General features: G+C 65.4%; 21 protein-coding genes and 1 pseudogene. 14 read left to right on the top strand and 8 right to left on the bottom strand.

Going from position 1 to position 21,575, the window contains the following annotated elements; all coding sequences use genetic code 11:
* Window positions 1-49: 49 nt before the first annotated feature.
* The gene (locus BLT75_RS05300; RefSeq protein WP_093028460.1) at window positions 50-622 is read right to left on the bottom strand and encodes a TlpA disulfide reductase family protein; all 573 of its coding nucleotides are present in this window, start codon (window positions 620-622) and stop codon (window positions 50-52) included.
* Between the two features lie 24 nt (window positions 623-646).
* Here BLT75_RS05300 and argH point away from each other — a divergent pair, with 24 nt between their 5' ends.
* The 5 genes from argH to BLT75_RS05275 all read left to right on the top strand — a co-directional run bounded on the left by argH (window position 647) and on the right by BLT75_RS05275 (window position 6,664).
* The gene (gene argH / locus BLT75_RS05295; RefSeq protein WP_093028458.1) at window positions 647-2,038 is read left to right on the top strand and encodes an argininosuccinate lyase; all 1,392 of its coding nucleotides are present in this window, start codon (window positions 647-649) and stop codon (window positions 2,036-2,038) included.
* Window positions 2,035-2,217, top strand: a complete 183-nt coding sequence (locus BLT75_RS05290; RefSeq protein WP_093028456.1) for a hypothetical protein — start codon at window positions 2,035-2,037, stop codon at window positions 2,215-2,217. Before argH ends, BLT75_RS05290 begins: the two co-directional genes overlap by 4 nt.
* 96 nt (window positions 2,218-2,313) lie before the next feature.
* The gene (locus tag BLT75_RS05285) at window positions 2,314-2,640 is read left to right on the top strand and encodes a DUF2834 domain-containing protein (protein ID WP_093029051.1); all 327 of its coding nucleotides are present in this window, start codon (window positions 2,314-2,316) and stop codon (window positions 2,638-2,640) included.
* A gap of 164 nt (window positions 2,641-2,804) precedes the next feature.
* The gene (lysA, locus tag BLT75_RS05280; RefSeq protein ID WP_093028455.1) at window positions 2,805-4,070 is read left to right on the top strand and encodes a diaminopimelate decarboxylase; all 1,266 of its coding nucleotides are present in this window, start codon (window positions 2,805-2,807) and stop codon (window positions 4,068-4,070) included.
* Between the two features lie 35 nt (window positions 4,071-4,105).
* Entirely contained in the window at window positions 4,106-6,664 is a 2,559-nt protein-coding gene (locus tag BLT75_RS05275; RefSeq protein ID WP_093028453.1) for a TIGR02302 family protein, read from the top strand.
* A gap of 101 nt (window positions 6,665-6,765) precedes the next feature.
* Here BLT75_RS05275 and BLT75_RS05270 read toward each other — a convergent pair whose 3' ends face one another.
* Entirely contained in the window at window positions 6,766-7,590 is an 825-nt protein-coding gene (locus BLT75_RS05270; RefSeq protein ID WP_093028451.1) for a zinc-ribbon domain-containing protein, read from the bottom strand.
* Between the two features lie 184 nt (window positions 7,591-7,774).
* Between BLT75_RS05270 and BLT75_RS05265 the strand changes: the two genes are divergently transcribed.
* Genes BLT75_RS05265 through BLT75_RS05255 form a run of 3 tightly spaced genes read left to right on the top strand, consistent with a single transcriptional unit; the run spans window position 7,775 to window position 10,070 of the window.
* Window positions 7,775-8,452, top strand: a complete 678-nt coding sequence (locus tag BLT75_RS05265) for a cell division ATP-binding protein FtsE (protein WP_093029049.1) — start codon at window positions 7,775-7,777, stop codon at window positions 8,450-8,452.
* Entirely contained in the window at window positions 8,449-9,348 is a 900-nt protein-coding gene (locus tag BLT75_RS05260) for a cell division protein FtsX (RefSeq protein ID WP_093028449.1), read from the top strand. Before BLT75_RS05265 ends, BLT75_RS05260 begins: the two co-directional genes overlap by 4 nt.
* A complete protein-coding gene (locus BLT75_RS05255) occupies window positions 9,348-10,070 on the top strand; it encodes a lysophospholipid acyltransferase family protein (RefSeq protein ID WP_093028447.1) in 723 nt (240 codons plus the stop codon). The genes BLT75_RS05260 and BLT75_RS05255 overlap by 1 nt, the downstream gene beginning before the upstream one ends.
* Before the next feature lie 99 nt (window positions 10,071-10,169).
* Here the strand turns inward: BLT75_RS05255 and BLT75_RS05250 are convergent, their stop codons facing one another.
* Together BLT75_RS05250 and BLT75_RS05245 are read right to left on the bottom strand one after the other, a co-directional pair.
* A complete protein-coding gene (locus tag BLT75_RS05250) occupies window positions 10,170-10,976 on the bottom strand; it encodes an arylamine N-acetyltransferase family protein (protein ID WP_093028445.1) in 807 nt (268 codons plus the stop codon).
* A 136-nt stretch (window positions 10,977-11,112) separates the two neighbouring features.
* A complete protein-coding gene (locus BLT75_RS05245; RefSeq protein ID WP_093028443.1) occupies window positions 11,113-11,958 on the bottom strand; it encodes an alpha-1,2-fucosyltransferase in 846 nt (281 codons plus the stop codon).
* A 233-nt stretch (window positions 11,959-12,191) separates the two neighbouring features.
* On the opposite strand from BLT75_RS05245, the gene BLT75_RS05240 reads away from it, so the two are divergent.
* The 3 genes from BLT75_RS05240 to BLT75_RS05230 all read left to right on the top strand — a co-directional run bounded on the left by BLT75_RS05240 (window position 12,192) and on the right by BLT75_RS05230 (window position 15,809).
* Window positions 12,192-12,626, top strand: coding sequence for a glyoxalase superfamily protein (locus BLT75_RS05240; RefSeq protein ID WP_176827849.1), 435 nt, complete (start codon window positions 12,192-12,194; stop codon window positions 12,624-12,626).
* A gap of 211 nt (window positions 12,627-12,837) precedes the next feature.
* Entirely contained in the window at window positions 12,838-14,982 is a 2,145-nt protein-coding gene (gene pnp / locus BLT75_RS05235; RefSeq protein WP_093028441.1) for a polyribonucleotide nucleotidyltransferase, read from the top strand.
* Window positions 14,983-15,089: 107 nt separating this feature from the next.
* A complete protein-coding gene (locus BLT75_RS05230; protein ID WP_176827847.1) occupies window positions 15,090-15,809 on the top strand; it encodes a glycosyltransferase family 25 protein in 720 nt (239 codons plus the stop codon).
* Here BLT75_RS05230 and BLT75_RS05225 read toward each other — a convergent pair.
* Together BLT75_RS05225 and BLT75_RS05220 are read right to left on the bottom strand one after the other, a co-directional pair.
* Entirely contained in the window at window positions 15,806-16,462 is a 657-nt protein-coding gene (locus BLT75_RS05225) for an FkbM family methyltransferase (RefSeq protein WP_093028437.1), read from the bottom strand. The two genes, BLT75_RS05230 and BLT75_RS05225, sit on opposite strands and share 4 nt — an antisense overlap.
* Window positions 16,463-16,517: 55 nt before the next feature.
* Window positions 16,518-17,171 carry a peroxiredoxin gene (locus tag BLT75_RS05220; protein ID WP_093028435.1) on the bottom strand — a complete coding sequence of 218 codons (654 nt, stop codon included), beginning with the start codon at window positions 17,169-17,171 and terminating at the stop codon, window positions 16,518-16,520.
* A 228-nt stretch (window positions 17,172-17,399) separates the two neighbouring features.
* Here BLT75_RS05220 and BLT75_RS05215 point away from each other — a divergent pair, with 228 nt between their 5' ends.
* The gene (locus tag BLT75_RS05215; RefSeq protein ID WP_093028433.1) at window positions 17,400-18,839 is read left to right on the top strand and encodes an aldehyde dehydrogenase family protein; all 1,440 of its coding nucleotides are present in this window, start codon (window positions 17,400-17,402) and stop codon (window positions 18,837-18,839) included.
* A 210-nt stretch (window positions 18,840-19,049) separates the two neighbouring features.
* Here the strand turns inward: BLT75_RS05215 and BLT75_RS05210 are convergent.
* A pseudogene (locus BLT75_RS05210) lies at window positions 19,050-19,354 on the bottom strand (phosphodiesterase); the annotation flags it as partial.
* A gap of 355 nt (window positions 19,355-19,709) precedes the next feature.
* Here BLT75_RS05210 and BLT75_RS05205 point away from each other — a divergent pair.
* On the top strand, window positions 19,710-19,961 hold the full coding sequence (locus BLT75_RS05205; RefSeq protein WP_093028431.1) for a hypothetical protein: 252 nt from the start codon (window positions 19,710-19,712) through the stop codon (window positions 19,959-19,961).
* 54 nt (window positions 19,962-20,015) lie between these two features.
* On the top strand, window positions 20,016-20,369 hold the full coding sequence (locus BLT75_RS05200) for a dihydrodipicolinate reductase (RefSeq protein WP_093028429.1): 354 nt from the start codon (window positions 20,016-20,018) through the stop codon (window positions 20,367-20,369).
* Window positions 20,370-20,381: 12 nt separating this feature from the next.
* On the opposite strand, the gene BLT75_RS05195 is transcribed toward BLT75_RS05200, so the two are convergent.
* The gene (locus BLT75_RS05195) at window positions 20,382-21,551 is read right to left on the bottom strand and encodes a benzoate/H(+) symporter BenE family transporter (RefSeq protein WP_093028427.1); all 1,170 of its coding nucleotides are present in this window, start codon (window positions 21,549-21,551) and stop codon (window positions 20,382-20,384) included.
* Between the last annotated feature and the right edge of the window lie 24 nt (window positions 21,552-21,575).

Below are 21,575 nucleotides of genomic sequence, written 5' to 3'. Positions count from 1 at the left end.
GGCGTGTAGGCCCCGTCAGGGTAGCACGAAACAGGCCGGAGGTCTTGGCCTAGCTGTCGGTGCCGATGACCGCCGTTATGATGGCGCGGGCGCTGTCCGAGTTCCAATCGGCATCGCCGATGAGGCGGGCGACCTCCATGCCGTCAGCGTCGATCAGCACCGTGACCGGCAGGCCGATCACCGCCATCTCGCGCGCCAGCGCCTGTTTCGGGTCCTGGTGCCGGGGCAGGTTGTCGACGCCGATCTCGCCCAGGAATTTCTGGATGCCGGCTGGCGAATTGCGCCCGGTGGCGATGGTCAGCACCTCGAAACTCTCACCCCCCAAATCTGTTTGCAGGGCCGAAAGCTGCGGCATCTCCTTGCGGCAGGGGGCGCACCATGTGGCCCAGAAGTTCAGGAGCACCACCTTGCCCCTGTAATCCCCCAGGGTGGCCTCACCGGCACCGTCTGCCAGCTGGAACGGCACCTGCGACACCGCGCGGCGTTCCGGCAGCACGATCAGTTTCTTCATGTCGCCGTCGCGCAGCGCCTCGATCTCGGTGCGGTCTGCGGCGGCACCGGCCGATGGGTTTGCGCCCAGCGCGGCGGCGGTATAGACGAGGGCGAGCAACAGTTTCTTCATATCCCCTCCGAAGGGTTTAGCACGATGACCGACAAGACCTCGAACCAGATGTGGGGCGGCCGCTTTGCCGCCGGACCGGACGCGATCATGGAAGCAATTAATGCGTCCATCGGGTTCGACCAGCGGATGGCGGCCCAGGACATCGCGGGCTCGCGGGCCCATGCGGCCATGTTGGCCGCCACGGGCGTTATTACGGATAGTGATGCCGAGGCCATTCGGGAAGGGCTGCTCACCGTTTTGTCAGAGATCGAGGGCGGTTCGTTTACATTTTCCACCGCGCTGGAGGACATTCACATGAATGTCGAGGCGCGGCTGAAGGAGATCATCGGCGAGCCGGCGGGGCGGCTGCACACCGCCCGGTCGCGCAACGACCAGGTGGCGACCGATTTCAAGCTCTGGGTGCGCGACCAGTTCGACGCCGCCGAACAGGGGCTCTTGGCGCTGATCCGGGCGCTGCTTGGTCAGGCCGAGGCGGGGGCCGATTGGGTGATGCCGGGGTTCACCCATCTTCAGACAGCGCAGCCAGTGACCTGGGGCCATCACATGATGGCCTATGTCGAGATGTTCGGCCGCGACCTGAGCCGGGTGCGCGACGCCCGCGTCCGGATGAACGAATCGCCCCTGGGCTCGGCGGCGCTGGCGGGCACGTCTTTCCCGATCGACCGGCACATGACGGCGGCGGCGCTGGGGTTCGATCGGCCCACGGCCAATTCGCTGGATGCTGTCAGCGACCGCGATTTCGCGCTGGAGTTCCTGTCGGTCGCCTCGATCTGCGCCATGCACCTGTCGCGCTTTGCCGAGGAGCTGGTGATCTGGTCCAGCGCCCAGTTCCGGTTCGTGATCCTGTCTGACCGGTTCTCGACCGGCTCGTCGATCATGCCGCAAAAGAAGAACCCCGATGCGGCCGAGCTGATCCGGGCCAAGGTGGGTCGTATCTTTGGCGCCAATACCGCGCTGATGATGGTGATGAAAGGTCTGCCGCTGGCCTATTCCAAGGACATGCAGGAGGACAAGGAGCAGGTCTTCGACGCGGCCGACAACTGGATGCTGGCGCTGGCGGCGATGGAGGGGATGGTGCGCGACATGACCGCCAACCGCCCGTCTCTGGCCGCTGCCGCCGGGTCGGGCTTCTCGACCGCGACGGACCTGGCCGACTGGCTGGTGCGGGTGCTGGGCCTGCCGTTCCGCGATGCCCACCATGTGACCGGCAGCCTGGTGGCGCTGGCCGAAAAGAAGGGCTGCGACCTGCCGGATCTGAGCCTCGAAGAGATGCAGTCGGCCCATGCGGACATCACGGCGGATGTCTATGGTGTGCTTGGCGTCGAAAACTCGGTAAACTCGCGCCAGAGCTATGGCGGCACCGCGCCCGCGCAGGTCCGCGCGCAGGTCGCCCGCTGGAAGGAGACGTTGGCATGACACCGATCCGCCTGAGCCTGGTTGTCGCCGTTGGTGCGCTGCTGTCGGGCTGTGGTGCCGATGGCGAACCGGTGCAGCCGACGGTGGCGGCGAATGTGGGCGTCTCGGGCAGCGGCACCCATGTCAGCGGCGGTGTCGGGCTCGGCAAGGGGCCGTTCAACCTGTGGCTGGGCTTCTGACCGGACAATCAGGCCGATCTCTCGGGCAACGGGCTTGCGTCGCGGCGCGGGCGCGCTAGCTGTCGCGCTGCACCATGGGAGAGTGACATGCAGCGGATGCGCCCGATATTCCTGATCCTTGCCATCTGGGGGGCGATCCACCCGATGTGGTATTTCCTGCGCTGGTTCGGGGAAAACGGGTTCGACCTGGCGGCCATGGTGGAGGCCTGGCACGCCAATGCCGCCAGTTCCGGGCTGGTCTGGGATCTCACGATTGCGGCTGTGGCGTTGACCGTCTGGGTGCTGGATGACACCTTGCGGACGCGGTACTGGCCGGGCCTTCTGGCGATCCCGGCGACATTCTGCATCGGGGTGAGTTGCGGCTTGCCGCTCTACCTGTTCCTGCGGCTGCGGCCAAAAGGGGGCGCTGCCCCCGTCGCCTGACGGCGACTCCCCCGGAGTATTTCCGACCAGAAAGAAGGCAATCCGGTCCCTGCTTCTTTCTGGTCAAAAATACTCCGGAGCGCGAGGCGGAGCCTCGCAAGAATCGCTTGTGCGACGCGCGGGACCGATTGATCCGGCGGGCCGTTTCGGGCTAAGCGCGCAACATGGATCATTTTCTCTATCGCGACGGCGCGCTCTACGCCGAGGATGTGCCCGTGGCCGACATCGCCGCCGCGGTGGGCACCCCGTTCTATGTCTATTCCACCGCCACGCTGCTGCGGCATTACCAGCTGTTCGACGAGGCGTTGGAGGGCACCGACCACCTGGTCTGCTACGCGATGAAGGCGGCGAGCAATCAGGCGATTCTGCGCACGCTGGCGCAGGCGGGCGCGGGGATGGACGTGGTTTCGGTGGGCGAGTACCTGCGGGCCAGGGCGGCGGGCGTGCCGGGCGAGAAGATCGTGTTCTCGGGCGTCGGCAAGACGGCCGAGGAAATCCGTGTCGCGCTGGAAGGCGGCATCCGTCAGTTCAACGTCGAATCCGAGCCCGAGATGGAGGCGATCAGCGCGGTGGCGCAGGCGCTGGGCAAGGTGGCGCCGATCACCATCCGCGTGAACCCCGACGTGGATGCAAAGACGCATGCCAAGATCGCCACCGGCAAGTCCGAGAACAAGTTCGGCATCCCGATCGCGCGGGCGAGCGCCGTCTATGCCCATGCTGCGGCGCTGCCGGGGCTGGAAGTGGTGGGCATCGACGTGCATATCGGATCGCAACTGACCGATCTGGCGCCGTTCGAGGCCGCCTATCTGAAGGTGGCCGACCTGACGGAGAAACTGCGCGCCGAAGGCCATGACATCCGCCGTCTGGATCTGGGCGGGGGTCTGGGCATTCCCTATACCCGCTCGAACGAGGCGCCGCCGCTGCCGCTGGACTATGGCGCGCTGATCAAGCGCACGCTGGGGCATCTGGGCTGCGAGATCGAGATCGAGCCGGGCCGGCTGATCGCCGGCAATGCCGGGCTGATGGTGTCGAAGGTGATCTATGTGAAATCCGGCGAGGGGCGCGATTTCCTGATCCTCGACGGGGCGATGAACGACCTGATCCGGCCCGCCATGTACGACGCGCATCACGACATCGTGCCGGTGGTCGAGCCCGAACCAGGGGCCGAACCGCAGCCCTATGACATCGTCGGCCCGGTCTGCGAAACCGGCGACACTTTCGCCAAGGGGCGCATGATGCCACCGCTCGCCGCCGGCGATCTGGTGGCGTTCCGCAGCGCCGGGGCCTATGGTGCGGTGATGTCGAGCGAGTACAACACCCGCCCGCTGATCCCCGAGATTCTGGTCAATGGGGATCAATTTGCGGTTATTCGCGCAAGGCCGAGCTTTGACGAAATCATAAACCGCGATACCATTCCCTCATGGCTTTGACGCGTTGAACCGCGCGGGCCGTCAGGAGGCCCGGATTGACACGTCGTCGAAACCAGACATTACCGCTTCGCCGCCTCGTGCTGGGTGTGACCCTTGCAGGAATGGTGGCGGAACGGGCATTGCGCGCATTCTGGCCGCTGATTTCGGCGTTGATGCTTGGGCTGGCCCTGCCCATGTTGCGGTTTCACGAGATGCTACCGGTCGGTTGGGCCTGGGGCGGGGCCGCTCTGCTGGCGGTGACCATTCTCTGGGTTCTCGTCCGGGGGCTGCGACGGTTCCGGTTCCCGACCCGTGCCGATGCGCTGGCGCGGCTGGACGCGACCTTGCCCGGGCGACCGGTACAGGCGCTGCTGGACGATCAGGTGATCGGGGTGCAGGATCCGGCTTCGGCGGCGTTGTGGCGGGCGCATCAGGCGCGTATGGCGGCGCGCGTGGCCGCTGCGCCGGCGGTGCCGCCCGACCTGATGCTGCGGAACCGCGATCCCCTGGGGTTGCGCTACATGGCGGTTCTGTGCCTGGCCGTCGCGATCCTCTTCGGCTCGATCCGTCATGTGTCGACGGTCTCGGGTCTTGCACCCGGTGCCGCCGTTGCCGCGCAGGGACCGAGCTGGGAAGGCTGGATCGAGCCGCCGCGTTATACAGGGCTGCCGACACTCTACCTGAATGAACAGGCAGAAGAGACGCTGGATGTGCCGCAGGGTACCCGCATCACCCTGCGGTTCTATGGTGAAGTCGGCCAGTTGAGCCTGGCTGAAAGCGTGTCCGACACGCCGATCGCGCAGCCTGATACCCCTGAACAGTCGCTGACTGTCACCCGCAGTGGCGATCTGGCCATCAAAGGGCCGGGTGGGCGCAGCTGGCGGGTGGCCATGCGGGCCGACCATCCGCCGCTTGTCGACATCGCCGGTCCTGCCGAAAGCGGTGCGGGCGGGCAGATGGTGATGCCCTTTACCGCTGCCGACGACTATGGCGTGACGGGCGGTTCGGCCCGGATCGAACTTGACCTGGCCGCCGTCGACCGTCGCCACGGGCTGAGCGTGATGCCCGAGCCGCGCGAGGCGGTCACGGTCGATCTGCCCTTGCCGATTTCGGGTGACAGGCGCGATTTCACCGAGAATCTGATCGAGGATTTCTCGCAGCACCCCTGGGCGCATCTGCCGGTGACGATTACGCTGGTGGCGCAGGATGCCGCCGGGCAGGAGGCCGAGACCATGCCTTATGGCGTGGCGCTGCCGGCGCGGCGGTTCTTTGACCCGCTGGCAGCTGCGGTGATCGAGATGCGGCGCGACCTGTTGTGGTCGCGGGAGAATGCGGCGCGGGTGGCATTGATCCTGCGGGCGGTGTCGCATCGGCCCGAGGAGGTGTTCAAATCCGAAACCGCCTATCTGCGGCTGCGGGTGATCCTGCGGCGGCTCGAGGCGCTGAACCGGCACGGAGGGTTGCAGGTTGCGCAACAGGAGGAGATTGCACAGGCGCTGTGGGACCTGGCAATCCTGCTGGAAGAGGGTACGCTAAGTGATGCGCTGGAGCGGATGCGCCAGGCGCAGGAACGGTTGAGCGAGGCGATGAAGAACGGCGCCAGCGACCAGGAGATCGCCGAACTGATGCAGGAGTTGCGCGAGGCGACCGACGATTACCTGCGGCAGCTGATGCAGCAGGCGCAGCGCGATGGCGACAGCCAGAACCCGGACGGCCAGGCGCAGGACCAGCAGAGCCTGCAGATGACGCAGGACGACCTGCAACGGATGATGGACCGGATCCAGGAGCTGATGGAACAGGGCCGGATGGCCGAGGCGCAGCAGGCGTTGCAGGAATTCCAGCAGATGATGGAGAACATGCGCGTGACCCAGGGGCAGGGCCAGAACGGCCAGTCCGAGGGCCAGCGTGCGATGGAGGGGCTGGCCGAAACGCTGCGCAACCAGCAGGGCCTGTCCGATCAGGCCTTCCGCGACCTTCAGGAACAGTTCAACCCCGGTGCGCAGGCGGGCGAGAACCAGCAGAACGAAGGTCGCAGCGGCGGCCAGGGCCGTGGCCAGAGCCACGAGGGCGAGGGGCAGGCCGGCCGTGAGCCGGGCTCTGGGCAGGATGGCGAGGGCGGGCAGCCCGACCAGCGCAGCCTGGCCGACCGCCAGCAGGCGCTGCGCAACGAACTGGGCCGGCAGCAGCAGAACCTGCCGGGCCAGGGCACGCCCGAGGGCGATGCCGCGCGCGAGGCGCTTGGCCGCGCCGGCCGCGCCATGGAAGGCGCCGAGGACGCGCTCCGGCAGGACGATCTTCCCGAGGCGATCGACCGCCAGGCCGAGGCGATGGAGGCGCTGCGTGAAGGCATGCGGTCGCTGGGCGAGGCGCTGGCACAGGAACAGCAACCCGGACAAGGCAACCAGGAGGGCGACATGCGCGCCCAGAACCGTGATCCGTTGGGCCGCACCCCCGGTTCGCAGGGGGGCATCCACACGGATGAAAACCTGCTGGGCGGCGAGGATGTCTATCGCCGGGCACGGGAACTGCTGGACGAGATCCGCCGCCGTTCGGGCGAACGTGAACGGCCTCAGATCGAACTGGATTATCTCGAGCGGCTGCTCGACAGGTTCTGAGACTGCCCGCCCGATTCATTCTTTCACGAATACTCCCGCAGGCGGCGGAGATTTTTCGTCGAAAAATCTCGGGGGTGCGCCGCCGCCAAGGCGGTCGGGTACTATGGTCGAGGCACCAGAGCCGCGACCTGCGCGTCGAGCCAGAGCCGGGCCTGGTCGACGAGGGCGACATAGGCGCTGAGCATCGGGTCGGCCTGCGGCACGCTGCGGGCGATGTGCGGCGCATTGGCATAGAGCAGGAACAGCACCGCGCCGAACACCAGCATTACCACCAGCCCGCGCGTGAATCCGCCGGACCGCTGCTTGCGCGCGCGCTCGTGTGTGACAGGCGCAGGGGTGCCAGCCTTGGTTTCCGATCCGCGCAGGGTCGAGTTGATCTCCTCGATATCGGGCAGCAGGCCGCGACGCGACCCGGCGACTTGCTCTTCGATTTCCGGCTCTTCGCCGCGGATACGGGCCATTCGATTGTGCGCCTCGCGGGCACGGCGCTCGGGTTCGTCGCCGGGATATGCGTCGAGGCCAAGATCGGGTTGGCTTTCCAGCGCTTCCGCCTCACGCGCGCGCAGCCGGGCTTCGCGTTCGGCCTCTTCACGCAGGATACCCGAAATGTCGGAGTCGATGCCGCGGCCTTCGGGCATCGTGGATTGCGTCCCGACAGCGGAAAAGTCCCTGTCGTCGTCGTCCTCCTCCTCCTCGAACTCGTCGTCGCGGGCGCGCGCTTGCCGCGGGGCGTCCATGGCGGCCAGATCATCGGGCAGGGGCGGCGCAAAGTCTTCCTCGTCCCCGGCCCCTTTCACGGCATCTCCGGCGGCGGGCTGGAACCATGTATGTCCGCAATCCGAACACTGGACGTCGCGCCCTTCGGCGGGGATCACCTCGTCCGGCACTTCATATTGCGCATCGCAATTCGGGCATGTCAGACGCATACTGCCTCCCGGCTCTTCATTCTGCCTGATCTTCTTTTTTCCGGGATCATAGGCGGTTGAGCCGATTGCGGAAAGAGTGATTTGGTCCGGAGCCGGTGATGTGTCGCCTATTGGACTCAGGCGGGCATTGAAACTGCATCCCCCATCGGGCAAGAAAGGCGATGAACCGGCTGGGGGCAGGATTTTGATCGAGTTGGAGAATGTGGGCTACAGCTATGGCGGCGGCGAGCTTCTCGGCGATATCTCGGTGGACCTGTCGCCAGGGTCGTTCCACTTTCTGACCGGGCCGTCCGGGTCGGGCAAGACCACGCTGCTGAAACTGTGCTATGGCGCCTTGCAGGCCAGTGCCGGGCAGGTGCGCGGGTTCGGCCAGGATCTGCGCCGGCTGGACCGTGACCAGATGGCGCTGTTCCGGCGGCGTATCGGGGTGGTGCACCAGGATTGCCGTTTTCTGGATCACCTGCCGCTGGCCGAGAATATCGCGCTGCCACTGACCGTGTCGGGTCATGACCTGTCCGGTCAGCAGGAGAATCTGGGTGAACTGATGGCCTGGGTCGGGCTGACGAAACGTGCCGACGCCCTGCCGCCGGAACTCTCGGGCGGCGAGCGCCAGCGCGCGGCGCTGGCGCGCGCGGTGATCATGTCGCCGGACGTGGTGCTGGCGGACGAGCCGACCGGCAACGTCGACTGGGAGATGTCGCAGCGGCTGTTGCAACTGCTGATCGAGTTGAACCGGATGGGCAAGACCATCCTGATCGCAACCCACGACCTGGGCCTGATCCGCGCTGCCAAGAGCCAAGTGCAGGCGCGGGTGCTGCGGATCTCGAACCGGCGGTTGCAACTGGCGGGGGCGGACCTGTGAGCAAGGGAACGATCCGCACGCTGATCATGGCCGACAGCCAGGCCGACCGGGTGGTGCCGCCCTCTGGCTTTACCGCGCAGCTGACGTTGTTCGTGTCCGGGGCGATGGCGTTCCTGGCGGTGTTTGCGCTGGCGCTGTCGCTGGCCTCGGGGCGGCTGGCGGACCGCTGGGCCTCGGAACTGGCGCGGGCGGCGACGCTGCGCATCAATGCGCCCGCAGACCAGGTCGCGGCGCAGACCAGGGCGGCGTTGACCATCCTGCGCCAGACCCCGGGGGTGGCCGAGGCCCGGGCGCTGACGCGCGAGGAACAGGCGGCGCTGCTGGCGCCCTGGTTCGGCGCCGACCTGCCGGTCGACGCCCTGCCGGTGCCGCAGCTGATCGAGATCCGCGGCGGCGAGCCGGGCTATGACGCGCAGGGTCTGCGGCTGAGACTGGTGGCCGAAGTGCCGGGCGCGGTGCTCGACGATCATACCCGCTGGCGGGCGCCGCTGGTGGATGCGGCCCATTCGCTGCGCCGGCTGGCGCTGGTGTCGATCCTGCTGATCGGAGGGGCGACGGCTGCCATGATCACGCTGGCGGCCAATGCGGCGCTGGCGGCCAATGCGCAGGTGATCGAGGTCTTGCGGCTGGTGGGCGCGCGCGACCGCTACATCGCCGGGGCCTTCGTGCGTCGGTTCACCCTTCGGGCGCTGATCGGCGCGGCGGTCGGCATGGTGCTGGGCATGGCGGGGGTGATGCTGTTGCCCGAAGCTTCGGACGAGGGCGGATTTCTGACGGGACTGGGGTTCCAGGGGCTGGGCTGGCTCTTGCCGCTGGTGATTCCGGTGCTGGGCGCGGTGGTGGCCTTTGCCGCCACCTGGGCCGCGGCCCGCCGCACGTTGAAGGAACTGACCTGATGGTCCAATGGCTGCGTTCGCTGATCTTCGTCGTCGTCATCTATCTGTGGATGGCGGTTCTGGGGCTGGTCTTTACCCCCTATGCGCTGGTGTCCAAGCGCGGCGCCCTGAAGGCCTGCAAGCTTTATGCCCGCTCGACCCTGTGGCTGGCGCGCTGGATGGTGGGCATCCGGGGAGAGGTGCGCGGCGAGGTGCCCACGGGCGAGGTGGTGGTTGCCGCCAAGCACCAGTCGTTCCTGGATATCCTGCTGATCTTCGACGCGGTGCCGCATGCCAAGTTCATCATGAAACGGGAACTCCTGTGGACGCCGATCATCGGCGTCTATGCGAAGCGGCTGGGCTGTATCCCGGTGGACCGGGGCAAGAGGGGCATGGCCGTCGCCAAGATGGTCAAGGACGTGGCCAGGGAGTTTTCCGAACCCGGGCAGCTGGTGATCTATCCGCAGGGCACCCGCGTGGCGCCGGGTGACTACAAGCCCTACAAGGTGGGCAGCGCCGTGCTGTACGATGGGCTGCAATACCCCTGCGTCCCGGCGGCGACCAACGTGGGGCTGTTCTGGCCGCGCAAGGGCATCCGGCGCAAGCCCGGGCTGGCGGTGGTGGAATTCCTGGAGCCGATCCCGCCGGGAATCGCGCGCGACATCTTCATGGCGCGGCTGGAAGAGGCGGTTGAGCGGCATTCGAAGGCGCTGATGGCCGAGGCGGGCTTTCGGGCGGAGTGAGCCAGAAGTGAGGGGAGGGGGCGCTGCCCCGTCTTGGCCTGCGGCCAATTCACCCCCGGAGTATTTCCGACCAGAAAGAAGCGCAGGCTTTTGCCTGTTTCAGGCGTGGCTCAGGCGGCTCCAGACCGCGCCCAGCGCCGCGGGTTCGAGCCGCAATCCAAGCTCGTGCGTCAGCAGGTTGGCGAGATCCCGGGCATCCGCAATGTCCCCTGTCCGGATCGTGCCGCCTGTTTCCCGGGTGATGCGCCGGTTGAAGACGCCGATGCGGGTGGCGCCGTTGAATCCGGCCAGCATCAGGTTGTTCGGAAACGGCATCCGGTCCCATCTGGCGCAGAGGTGGTTGGCGGCGTCGATGTCGGCATCGCTGACATGCGATTCATCGAAACCGTAGAGGGTGAAGGCGCCGCCCGGCGTGTCCTTTTCGATCAGGCGTTCGCCGGTCTCGCGATCGGTGCGCAACCGGTATGTTCCGTTGGCCAAGGTTTGCGGGCTGTCGGTGTCGATCAGCAGCGGGGCAAGCGGCGCCGGCCCTCCGAAACCGGCGTCGGCGAGATAGCGGCGGCCGTCCAGAGTGACCATCAGGGCCAAATGGCCGCGCGGACCTGCGACGGGACGGCCGTTGCGGACCCGGGCCAACAGGCGGCGCGTTTCGAAGCCGCAGGCATCCAGGGCTGCGCGGAACAGCGTGTTCAGTTCGAAACAATAGCCGCCGCGCCCGGCGTGCAGCAGCTTGGCCGACAGCGCCTCGACCTCCAGATCGGGGGTGCGGCCGAGAAACGGATCGATGTTTTCGAAAGCTATGCGGCGCAACTGCGCCTGTTGCAGTTGTTGCAGCCCGCCCGGCGTGACCGGCACGGCGGCGAGGCCGATGCGGGCGAGATAGGCGGGCAGGTCGAAAGCGGGCATGCGGGCACCTCTGCCGCGACGATGCGGCGTGGGGTGGCTGCCGTCAATCCGGGACGCGGCGTTCGAGCGGGCCTTCGGGCATGGAGAACCCGCGGGCGAGGGCGAGCGGGCGCCCCGTCCTTCCGGGCCGCTTGCGTCAGACGCTGATCCGCATCCAGTCGGGGGGCAGGATGTCGGGATTTTCCAGGCCCGGATCGCCGAACCATCGGGCAGGTCCGGCTACGCGCTTTTGCGGATTGGAATTCAGCCAGGCCGCCCACCAGGAGAAAGAGGAATTGCCGATGATGTTGTGCCGGCACAGGCTCATCAGGCGCATGTCCTCGAAATCGGTTTCGGGTCCGTTGAAATCGATCACGACCTTGTCCACCGGCAGTGGCAGGTTCGCCCTGGCCCAGTCGGGATCGTCGGAAAACACGTATACCACAGGTTCCTTCTCGGTGCCGCGCATCACGGCTTCGAGCGCTGCCTGGTAATAGCGCTGGTCGCACAGGGCATGCGCGGCCAAGGCGACGTAATCGCCGCGCCGGACATGCAGCGAGATTGCCTCGGACCCGGCGATGCGCTCGGCCATCTCCTCGTTCCGGCTGTCGGTGAAGGGGGGAAAGGTGAAATCCGCCCGGATACGATCGCCCACATGTTCGAAGTAGCGTTCGGATTGCCAATACCCGTGCAGGTAGGTTCCGTCACCCCAGGTCTCGATCTGGGAATTGTAGCCCAGGCCATTCTCGCGCCGGAACCGTGGGCGCGAGCCCAATGTCCGCCACAGGCCATATCGCAGCAGACCGTCGCGTTTCAGGGGCGGCAGGTGTTCGGGTTCGGCAAGATCGAGGTCGAATACGCGGGTCAACACCCCTTCGCCGCGCGCTTGCGCCTCGCGGCTGTCGATGGCCACGCGCGTGCAAAGGCGCGCCGCCAGCCCCGCGGCGGCGGCATACTGGAACATCTGGTTGCCAAGACGGCCGTGCAGGCGTGCGATGATCATGGGGGCCCCCGGATTGCCAGGCCCTGTGTAGGATCAAAAGCCGCCGCAGGCCAGCCTCGTTGACAGGAAGGGCGGGCCTGAATATGCAGGACGAAGGTTCGGGTTCCCTGCCGCTCGCGGCCCCAGGGCTATGGTGAAACCCGGTTAGCGATGATCCTTGCCGCTTTTCCGGCGCGTGGATGGCAATGCGAGCCCCGTCCGACCAGATGCGCCCGTTTGGAAACGAGGCAATGATGACACATGAACAAGAGATTGCTCCGGTCGAGGAGCTGAAGGCGCAGGCCCGCCGCCTGCGGGAAGGACTGCGCGCGACCGGCACGGAGCTGGGGCATGCGCAGGCGCTGGAACTGGTGGCGCATCAACATGGCGTGCGGGACTGGAACACGCTTGTGGCGCGTGCGGGCAATCGGTTGCGCCTGCGGGTCGGCGACCGGGTGCGCGGCGAATACCTGGGGCAGGCGTTCACCGGCGAGATCCGTGGCCTGACCGTGATGGGGGACGGGGCGCACCGGCGCATCACCCTGCATTTCGACGAACCGGTCGATGTGGTGACTTTTGACAGTTTCTCATCCTTTCGCCAGCGTGTGAGCGGCGAGATCGGATGGGATGGCAGGTCGGCGCGCTGCACATCGGACGGGAAACCGCAATTGGTTGTGCGCCCGTTCTGACCTGGTTGCGACTCCGGTGCGCGCCGCAGGCTGCGACGTGCGCCGGTTTCTCTTTCATTCCTGTTGAATCTCTTGTATGGGCGCACAATCTGAGACGTGGTGCCCAGACTCCGGCACCGTGAAGGAAATGATAATGGGGTCGGCGGCAATGGGGCCGCCATGCAAACGGGAGACCCGGAGGGCCGGGAGCGCTCCCTTCTAGGATACGCACATGTTTGATGTAACGACGAAATCGATGCAGTGGGGCGAAGAGACGCTCACACTGGAAACGGGCAAGATTGCCCGCCAGGCCGACGGTTCGGTGATCGCCACCCTCGGCGAAACCAGCGTCATGGCCAACGTGACCTTCGCCCGCGAGCAGAAGCCGGGCCAGGACTTCTTTCCGCTGACCGTCCATTACCAGGAAAAATACTATGCCGCCGGCAAGGTGCCGGGCGGCTTCTTCAAGCGCGAGGCGCGGCCGACCGAAAAGGAAACGCTGACCGCGCGCCTGATCGATCGCCCGATCCGCCCGCTGTTCGTGCCCGGCTTCAAGAACGAAGTGCTGGTGATGTGCACCGTGCTGAGCCACGACCTGGTCAACGACCCGGACATCGTCGCGATGATCGCCGCCTCGGCCGCGCTGACCATTTCGGGTGTGCCCTTCATGGGGCCGATCGCGGGTTGCCGCGTCGGGTTCACCGATGGCGAATACGTGCTGAACCCCACCGTGGACGACATGCACGACCTGCGTCTGAACCCCGAACAGCGCCTGGACTTGGTTGTCGCCGGCACCAAGGACGCCGTGATGATGGTGGAATCGGAAGCCTATGAGTTGTCCGAGGCCGAGATGCTGGGCGCCGTGGTCTTTGCCCATGAGCAGATCCAGCCGGTCATCGACCTGATCATCGGCTTTGCAGAGTCCTGCGCGAAAGAGCCGTTCGATTTCTCGCCGCCGGATTACTCGGATCTGTATGCCGCCGTGAAGGCCGCAGGCGAAGCGCAGATGCGCGCCGCCTTTGCAATCACCGACAAACAGGAGCGCACCGCTGCCGTGGCAGCCGCCCGCGAGGCGATCAAGGCCGCGCTGACCGAAGAGCAACTGGAAGACGCCAACCTCGGCTCTGCCCTGAAGAAACTCGAAGCCGGCATCCTGCGCGGCGACGTGGTCAAGGGCGGCAAGCGGATCGACGGGCGTGACACCACCACCGTGCGCCCGATCGTGGCCGAAACCGGCCTGCTGCCGCGCACCCATGGTTCGGCGCTCTTTACCCGTGGCGAGACCCAGGCGCTGGCCGTGACCACGCTGGGCACCGGCGATGACGAACAGTTCATCGATGCGCTGCACGCCAATTTCAAGTCGAACTTCCTGCTGCACTACAACTTCCCCCCGTACTCGGTGGGCGAAGTCGGACGTGTCGGGTCGCCCGGCCGTCGTGAGATCGGCCATGGCAAGCTGGCCTGGCGCGCGCTGCAGGCGGTTCTGCCGGCCCCGACCGATTTCCCCTACACCATCCGCGTGGTCAGCGAGATCACCGAGTCGAACGGCTCGTCCTCGATGGCGTCGGTCTGCGGCGGTTCGCTGTCGATGATGGATGCAGGCGTGCCGCTCAAGGCGCCGGTCGCCGGTGTGGCCATGGGTCTGATCCTGGAAGACGACGGGTCCTATGCCGTTCTGACCGACATCCTGGGCGACGAAGACCATCTGGGCGACATGGACTTCAAGGTGGCGGGTACCGAAAACGGGATCACCTCGCTGCAGATGGACATCAAGGTCGCAGGCATCACGCCCGAGATCATGGAACGGGCGCTGGCGCAGGCCAAGGACGGCCGGCTGCACATCCTGGGCGAAATGGCCAAGGCGCTGAGCGAAACCAACGCCTTCTCGGTGCATGCCCCGCGCATCGAGACCATGCAGATTCCGACCGACAAGATCCGCGAAGTGATCGGCTCGGGCGGCAAGGTGATCCGCGAGATCGTGGAAACCTCGGGCGCCAAGGTCGATATCAGCGATGACGGCACCATCAAGATCGCGTCGCCCAACGGTGACTCGATCCAGAAGGCCTATGACATGATCTGGTCGATCGTGGCCGAACCGGAAGAAGGCAAGATCTATACCGGCAAGGTCGTGAAGATCGTCGATTTCGGCGCCTTCGTGAACTTCTTCGGCAAGCGCGACGGGCTGGTGCATGTGTCCCAGATCGAGAACCGCCGCCTGAACCATCCTTCGGACGTTCTGAAGGAAGGCCAGGAAGTGAAGGTCAAGCTGCTGGGCTTTGACGATCGCGGCAAGGTGCGACTGTCGATGAAATGCGTCGACCAGGAAACCGGCGAGGAAGTCGTGCCGGAGAAGAAAGAGGCCACCGAGGCGGAATAAGCCTCTGGCCTTGCTCAGACGGAAAGGCCCGGACAGGATGTCCGGGCCTTTTGGCATTCGGGCCGGTTCGCAACAACCGGCGGCATGCGGTTGAACGGAGCCCCTGCATGGACCTGATAGGTCTCGTCATTCACCTGGAACGGGCCACCGACCGGCGCGCGCGTGCCGAGGCGCTGGTTGCAGAACTGCCCGACGCCAATCTGCTTCCGGCGGTCGATGGCGCGGCCCTGAGCCCGGATGCCCGTGGGCGCGCCTTTCGGCCCGGATTGCTGAAGCCGGCTTATCCTTTTGATCTGCGGCCAGGCGAGATCGGGTGTTTCCTCAGCCATCGAACGGCCTGGGCCATGCTGGTCGAGAGCCGCGCCAATGCAGCGCTGATCGTCGAGGACGACATGGCTCTGGATGACAACTTCTCAGATGCGCTGGAACTGGCGAAACGTCATGTGGACCGGATCGGATATGTCCAGTTCCAGACCCGCTCTGTTGCGGCGCCCGAGATCGACCGCCATGGCAACTGCATCCTGACGCGGCCTGTAGTGACGCCCCTGCGGACCTCGGGACAGCTGGTTTCGCGCCGGGCCGCCGAAAGGCTGCTGGACCTGACGGAACCGTTCGACCGCCCTGTCGACACTTTCCTGCAGATGCACTGGTACACGGGGATTCAACTGGGGGCCATCAGCCCATCGGGGCTGGTCGATCAGACGCAGGCCATCGGCGGCAGCACGATCAGCGGTAGAAAAAGCCTGGGCAACCGGCTGATCCGCGAATGGAAGCGTGCCCGTTACCGGGCGGCAGTGCGTCGGCTGTCCCGTGACAATACGGCTTAGCGCAGACGCCATTCCTCCCAGATGAACGGGTAGGACCAGGCGCAGTCATGGGTTTCCGCCAGCCGTGCGCAGATCGCCGCGCGGGTTTCGATCAGCGCGGGTTCGAACAGGTGGAACTGTACCTGAAGCCGCCCGATGCGTGGCATCAGCCCGCTGTCCAGCAGGGCCGGCAACAGATCGTATTCGCCGCCCTCGATGTTGACCTTCATCAGGTCGACCCGGTCCAGCCCCAGTTCGGTAAAGACCGCGTCGGCGGGCCGTATTGGCGCCTCAAGAACACCCCCCTTGCCGCCAAAGGCCGAAGAGGCATCTCCATCGTCGCTGAGCCTCAGGACCCCTTCGGCCCCGCCAATGGCGAATTCATGCACCATGACATTGGGCTGGCAAGCAAACTTTGATCGCAGCGCTTCCGCAAACCTGGGATGCGGTTCGAATACATGGACCCGCGCCTTGGGCTGAAAGGACAGGATCAGATCGGCCCAGCCGCCCTCGAATCCGCCGACGTCCAGAACTACGGCCTCGGGAGCAAGACCGTCATAGGTGTGAAACCGCGTTTTCAGCGCATTGTCCGCGCGCCAGGACTTGAGCGCGGCATAATGCTCGGCCTTCCAGGGATTTCGGCGCAGGTCGAGCCAGCGTTTCAAAGAGGCCATGGCGGATGTCTTTCTCTGATGGGCGGGCGCAGGTTGCCCTGCGCCCGTGACGGGCTCAGCCCGGATTCTTTGCAAAGCGCAGATAGGGCAGCTTGATGTCAAGCGCACCGTATTTTTCTTCGGCGGCGGCATTGTCCAGCGCCATCGCGACGATCACGTCCTGGCCGGTCGTCCAGTTGGCGGGCGTCGCCAGCGGTTGCTGGTAGGTGCGCTGCAATCCGTCGAGCGCGCGCAGAACCTCGGCAAAGTTGCGCCCGACCGACATCGGATAGGTCATGGTCAGCTGCAGTTTCTTGTCGGGGCTGATTATGAAGACCGAACGCACCGTGGCACTGTCGGCCGGAGTGCGCCCATCGGGCAGATAGGCATCGGCGGGCAGCATGTCGAACATCTTGGACACGGTCAGGCCTTCGTCGGCGATGATCGGGAAACCGGCGCTGGTGCCGGCAAAGCTCTCGATGTCGCCCTTCCATTTCTTGTGATCGTCGACCCCGTCGACAGAGACGCCGATCACCTTGGTGTTGCGTTTGGCCCATTCATCGGCCAGCTGCGCCACGGCGCCGAATTCGGTGGTGCAGACCGGGGTAAAATCCTTTGGGTGGGAAAACAGGATCGCCCAGCTGTCGCCGATCCAGTCGTGAAAGCTGATCGTGCCCTTGTCCGTCTCGGCGGTGAAGTCGGGAACGATGTCGTTGATGCGCAAACCCATGGGTATCTCCTGTGATGCGAAAGCAAGTAGACTGCCGTCATTCTATTCAGTGGATGACCAGGGGTACATACCCGTGACACGGTGCCGCCGCCAGTCCCGTATCCGAGGCCATGGAGCCATGATTTGATCAAATTTCCAGGGACCTCTTGCCGCCACCCAAGCAGGGTGACAAAGTGTGCCCGATTCCCGACCGCCCGGTCGAAAACCATCTGATCAGGAGAGGCAGACATGCTTGAGAAACGCGAGTTCTACATCAACGGCAAATGGGTCGCGCCTGCCGTCGCCAATGATTTCCACGTCATCAACCCGTCGACCGAAGAGCCTTGCGCTGTCATTTCACTGGGGACCGAGGCCGACACAAACGCCGCTGTCGCCGCTGCAAAGGCCGCCTTTCCCGCCTGGATGGCGACCCCGGTCGCCGAGCGCATCGCGCTGGTCGAGAAACTGCTGGAAATCTACAATCGCCGTGGCGAAGACCTGGCGCAGGCGATGTCGCTGGAAATGGGCGCGCCCATCGACATGTCCCGCACCCAGCAGGTCGGCGCCGGCAGCTGGCATCTGAAGAACTTCCTGACGGCCGCTAAGAACTTCGAATTCGACCGTCCGCTGGGCGATCACGCCCCCAACGACCGGATCATCTACGAGGCAGTGGGCGTTGCCGCGCTGATCACGCCGTGGAACTGGCCGATGAACCAGATCACGCTCAAGGTGGGCGCCGCCGCGATCGCCGGATGCACGATGGTGCTGAAACCGTCCGAGCAAAGCCCGCTCAACGCCATGGTCTTTGCCGAACTGATGGACGAGGCCGGTTTCCCGGCGGGTGTCTTCAATCTCGTGAACGGCGATGGTGCGGGCGTGGGCTCGCAGCTTTCGGGGCATCCGGATGTCGATATGGTCAGCTTCACCGGCTCGACCCGCGCGGGCATCGCGATTTCGAAAAATGCTGCCGATACCCTGAAGAAGGTGCACCTCGAACTGGGCGGCAAGGGTGCCAACGTGATCTTTGCCGATGCCGATGACAAGGCGGTCAAGCGCGGCGTCCTGCACATGATGAACAACACCGGCCAGAGCTGCAACGCGCCAAGCCGGATGCTGGTCCAGCGCCCGATCTATGACCAGGCGGTCGAGACGGCCGCTGAAGTGGCCAACAGCGTGACCGTCGGCAATGCGCTCGACGAAGGCCGCCACATCGGTCCGGTCGTCAACGAGCTTCAGTGGAACAAGATCCAGGGTCTGATCCAGAAGGGCATCGACGAGGGCGCGCGCCTTGTCGCGGGCGGGCTCGGCCGCCCCGAGGGTTTCAACAAGGGCTATTTCGTGCGCCCGACCGTGTTTGCGGATGCCAACAACCAGATGACCATCGCGCGCGAGGAAATCTTTGGTCCGGTGCTGACCATGATCCCCTTCGACACCGAGGAAGAAGCCATCGAAATCGCCAACGACACCCCCTATGGCCTGACCAACTATGTTCAGACCCAGGATGGCGCGCGGGCCAACCGCATGGCCCGTGTCCTGCGCTCGGGCATGGTCGAGATGAACGGCAAGTCGCGTTCGGCCGGGTCTCCCTTCGGCGGCATGAAACAGTCCGGCAAGGGCCGCGAGGGCGGTGTCTGGGGATTGGAAGACTTCCTTGAGGTCAAGGCCGTGGGCGGCTGGGCCACCGAGTAACGCCGCCTCCGCCGGGAAATCGCCTTCGCCACAGGAGTCTCTGGCGGCGAGGGCGGACGCCTCCGGCGGGAGTATTTGGAACCAGAAAGAAGCCGAAGTCTTCATGTTTCTTTCTGGTCTGAAATACTCCGGGGGTCTGGGGGCTGGCCCCCAGCCTCCGATCATTCAGCTGCGTCTTCCTTTCGAACTCGAGTACCTTGGCGGCGCGCATTGGGCCGCCACGAGATACTTCACGCAATCAGTGACCACCGCGGGAAAGAAAGGGGCCGGCACCCTTTCGCCCGCGTTCTCGTGGTGTCGGTCCTCGGTATCGTCGGGCTGGTAGGTCCCGCATTCCGAGGTGAAATGTCCGATGTCATGCAGGAACGCACCGAAGATGATTTCCTCGGGCATGCCGTTCTGCTCGGCGATGGTGGCCTCTGCAACTTGTGCTGGGGCATGGTCACCGGCTCGCCCAGGTATTCCTCGCCGCCGCGGCAGGCGTGGATAGCGGCGATGAAAGCATCGATGTCGATCTGGTCGAGCTTTGTGAAATCGGTGTCATTCCGCGCCCCCCGTTTCCGGATCGGCGATGCATTCACCCAACTGGCGGCAGGTGCCGTGGTAGGCCCCCGTCCTGTCGAACGGGATGTCGAGTTAGGGCGCCGAGGACCGGTTGTCGAAACGGATTGTGGCCAATTGCCCGCCGGTCAGGTCGCCCCGCGCGACGCCGCGCCAATGCCTGGGTCAGCAGGGATATCTCCGATGGTTACAAGATGCTGGCCGTTGCCTGGCCGCGTGTTTCCGGGTCGAGCGCAATGTCGCGCAGCCAGATGGCGTGGAACCGGGCCTTTGCGCCGTCGGCAAACCGCAGCGAGACGATTCGTATGTGTGGCCCTGCGCAGCGTGCGGTTTCTTTTGGAGCGCAATACCGAAGATCTGTTCGGCACCGCTCCGCGCGAGTTGCGGGTCGCCGGTCTGTCCTCGCATGTTCAGGCCCCGATCTGGGGACAGGTCTGCCGGCTGGATGAGCCGGAAATGCCTACCCGCGACGGGTACTGGCTGACATGGCCCGCCGATCCCCCTGGCGGCAGGCGGCTGCGCGCCCTGGTCGAAAGTTTTCACGAGGCGCCGTCCGAGTGATCCACCTGACGACCTGATCCGTAAACAAAGGGCAAACCAGACGAGGATCTTTCGATGTTGTCCCGAAGTGTTCTATGCGCTGCACTTGCCACCGGACCCGCTGCCGCCGAATATGCCCGGGTCGAAGACGCACAGAGTTTTCGGACGCTTGTCGAAGGGAAGACCCTGACACGACCGCTTGTCAGGCTTCGGGTCTCGACTGACGGCGAGATATCGGGTACCGGCGCCGCCTGGCCGGTCGAAGGCCGTTGGGTGTGGCAGGACGGATATTTCTGCCGTGATCTGGTCTGGGGCGGAAGCGACCTTGGCTACAATTGTCAGGAGGTTCGGGCAAGCGATGGCAAGATCCGCTTTACCTCGGACCGCGGCACCGGAGATTTCGCCGATTTCCGGTTGCGCGCGGACTGACGTTATTGCGGGTCAGGCCCGGCGGCGCAGGCGAAAGGAAATGGCCTGCATCACTCCGCCGATGACCAGCCCCCAGACCGCGGCGCTCAGTCCCAGGATCGTGACGCCGGAGGCGGTGATCAGGAAGGTGAATGTCGCCGCTTGGCGGCAATCGGGATCTTCCAGCGCCGAACAGGCCGAACCTGCAAACACTCCCAGCAGCGCAATGCCGGCGACCGTGCCCAACACCAGGGCGGGTGCAAGAGCGGCAAAGCCGGTGATCACGCCGGCGAACAACCCCAGCAGGCAATAGAAGACACCGGCCATGACGGCCGACCAGTAGCGTTGAGTCGGGTCCGGATGGCTGTCCTCGTTCGAGCACATGGCGGCCGTGATCGCCGCCAGGCAGGTCGCGGGAGATCCGAACGGAGCCGACAGGATGCTGGCTGCGCCAACCGAAGCGACCAGCGGCGATGGTTCGGGCCTATAGCCATAGCTGCGCAGCACCGCGAGACCGGGGATGTTCTGGGTAGCCATGGTGACGATGAAAAGCGGCAGGGCGATGTTGGTGAAGGCTTCGATGGAAAAGACGGGCATCACCCAGACCGGAGCGGCAATCAGGCGCTCGGGCGCGGGGATGTCGAAATCGGCCTGGATCAGCACCACCAGCGCCCCGGCCACCACGGCGGCAGGCACGGCAAAGGGGCGGCTGAACTGGCCGACCGCAAACCATGTCAGCAGGATCGGCAAGGCCAACCCGGGGATTTCGGCCAGCGCCTCGAAGGGTCGAAGGCAGAGCGAGAACAGCACCCCTGCCAGCATTGCCTGGGCGATCGGGCCGGGAATGGCGGCGGTCAGGCGTCTGAGCGGCCGCCACCGCGCCGCAATCACGGTCAGCGCACCAGCCATCATGAACCCGGCCACCGCCCCGGCAAAGCCGTCTTGGGGCATCGAAGTCACCGCAAGCAATGCAGCGCCGGGGGTGGACCATGCGACCGAGGCGGGCGATCTCGTCCACAGGCTGAGAACGATACCTGTCAGTCCCATCGAAAGGGCGGCGAACATCAGGCCTGACGCGGCCTGGGCCGCGTCCGCGCCGACGCCGGCCAGACCCTGCAGGACGATGGGAAAGGAACTGAAGAAGCCGACGATGGCCACGACAAGGCCGGTCGAGACGGTTTGCGCGGGGGGTCTGGGCGGCATCCTGATCCTGCGTTGCTCTCAGTC

Origin of the sequence: Ruegeria marina (genome assembly GCF_900101475.1) — a bacterium.
Taxonomy (GTDB): Bacteria; Pseudomonadota; Alphaproteobacteria; order Rhodobacterales; family Rhodobacteraceae; genus Ruegeria_B; species Ruegeria_B marina.
Note: the sequence above shows the minus strand (reverse complement) of the source record. Positions and strands in the feature narration are given on the sequence as shown.

Bases quoted from the DNA above. Each gene is read 5' to 3' on its own strand.
- BLT75_RS05195 (WP_093028427.1), bottom strand. From the start codon at position 21,551: ATGCCGCCCAGACCCCCCGCGCAAACCGTCTCGACCGGCCTTGTCGTG.
- BLT75_RS05230 (WP_176827847.1), top strand. From the start codon at position 15,090: ATGGACCTGATAGGTCTCGTCATTCACCTGGAACGGGCCACCGACCGG.
- pnp (WP_093028441.1), top strand. From the start codon at position 12,838: ATGTTTGATGTAACGACGAAATCGATGCAGTGGGGCGAAGAGACGCTC.
- BLT75_RS05250 (WP_093028445.1), bottom strand. From the start codon at position 10,976: ATGCCCGCTTTCGACCTGCCCGCCTATCTCGCCCGCATCGGCCTCGCC.
- BLT75_RS05255 (WP_093028447.1), top strand. From the start codon at position 9,348: ATGGTCCAATGGCTGCGTTCGCTGATCTTCGTCGTCGTCATCTATCTG.
- BLT75_RS05215 (WP_093028433.1), top strand. From the start codon at position 17,400: ATGCTTGAGAAACGCGAGTTCTACATCAACGGCAAATGGGTCGCGCCT.
- BLT75_RS05270 (WP_093028451.1), bottom strand. From the start codon at position 7,590: ATGCGTCTGACATGCCCGAATTGCGATGCGCAATATGAAGTGCCGGAC.
- BLT75_RS05240 (WP_176827849.1), top strand. From the start codon at position 12,192: ATGACACATGAACAAGAGATTGCTCCGGTCGAGGAGCTGAAGGCGCAG.
- argH (WP_093028458.1), top strand. From the start codon at position 647: ATGACCGACAAGACCTCGAACCAGATGTGGGGCGGCCGCTTTGCCGCC.
- lysA (WP_093028455.1), top strand. From the start codon at position 2,805: ATGGATCATTTTCTCTATCGCGACGGCGCGCTCTACGCCGAGGATGTG.
- BLT75_RS05285 (WP_093029051.1), top strand. From the start codon at position 2,314: ATGCGCCCGATATTCCTGATCCTTGCCATCTGGGGGGCGATCCACCCG.
- BLT75_RS05290 (WP_093028456.1), top strand. From the start codon at position 2,035: ATGACACCGATCCGCCTGAGCCTGGTTGTCGCCGTTGGTGCGCTGCTG.
- BLT75_RS05300 (WP_093028460.1), bottom strand. From the start codon at position 622: ATGAAGAAACTGTTGCTCGCCCTCGTCTATACCGCCGCCGCGCTGGGC.
- BLT75_RS05220 (WP_093028435.1), bottom strand. From the start codon at position 17,171: ATGGGTTTGCGCATCAACGACATCGTTCCCGACTTCACCGCCGAGACG.
- BLT75_RS05245 (WP_093028443.1), bottom strand. From the start codon at position 11,958: ATGATCATCGCACGCCTGCACGGCCGTCTTGGCAACCAGATGTTCCAG.
- BLT75_RS05200 (WP_093028429.1), top strand. From the start codon at position 20,016: ATGTTGTCCCGAAGTGTTCTATGCGCTGCACTTGCCACCGGACCCGCT.
- BLT75_RS05225 (WP_093028437.1), bottom strand. From the start codon at position 16,462: ATGGCCTCTTTGAAACGCTGGCTCGACCTGCGCCGAAATCCCTGGAAG.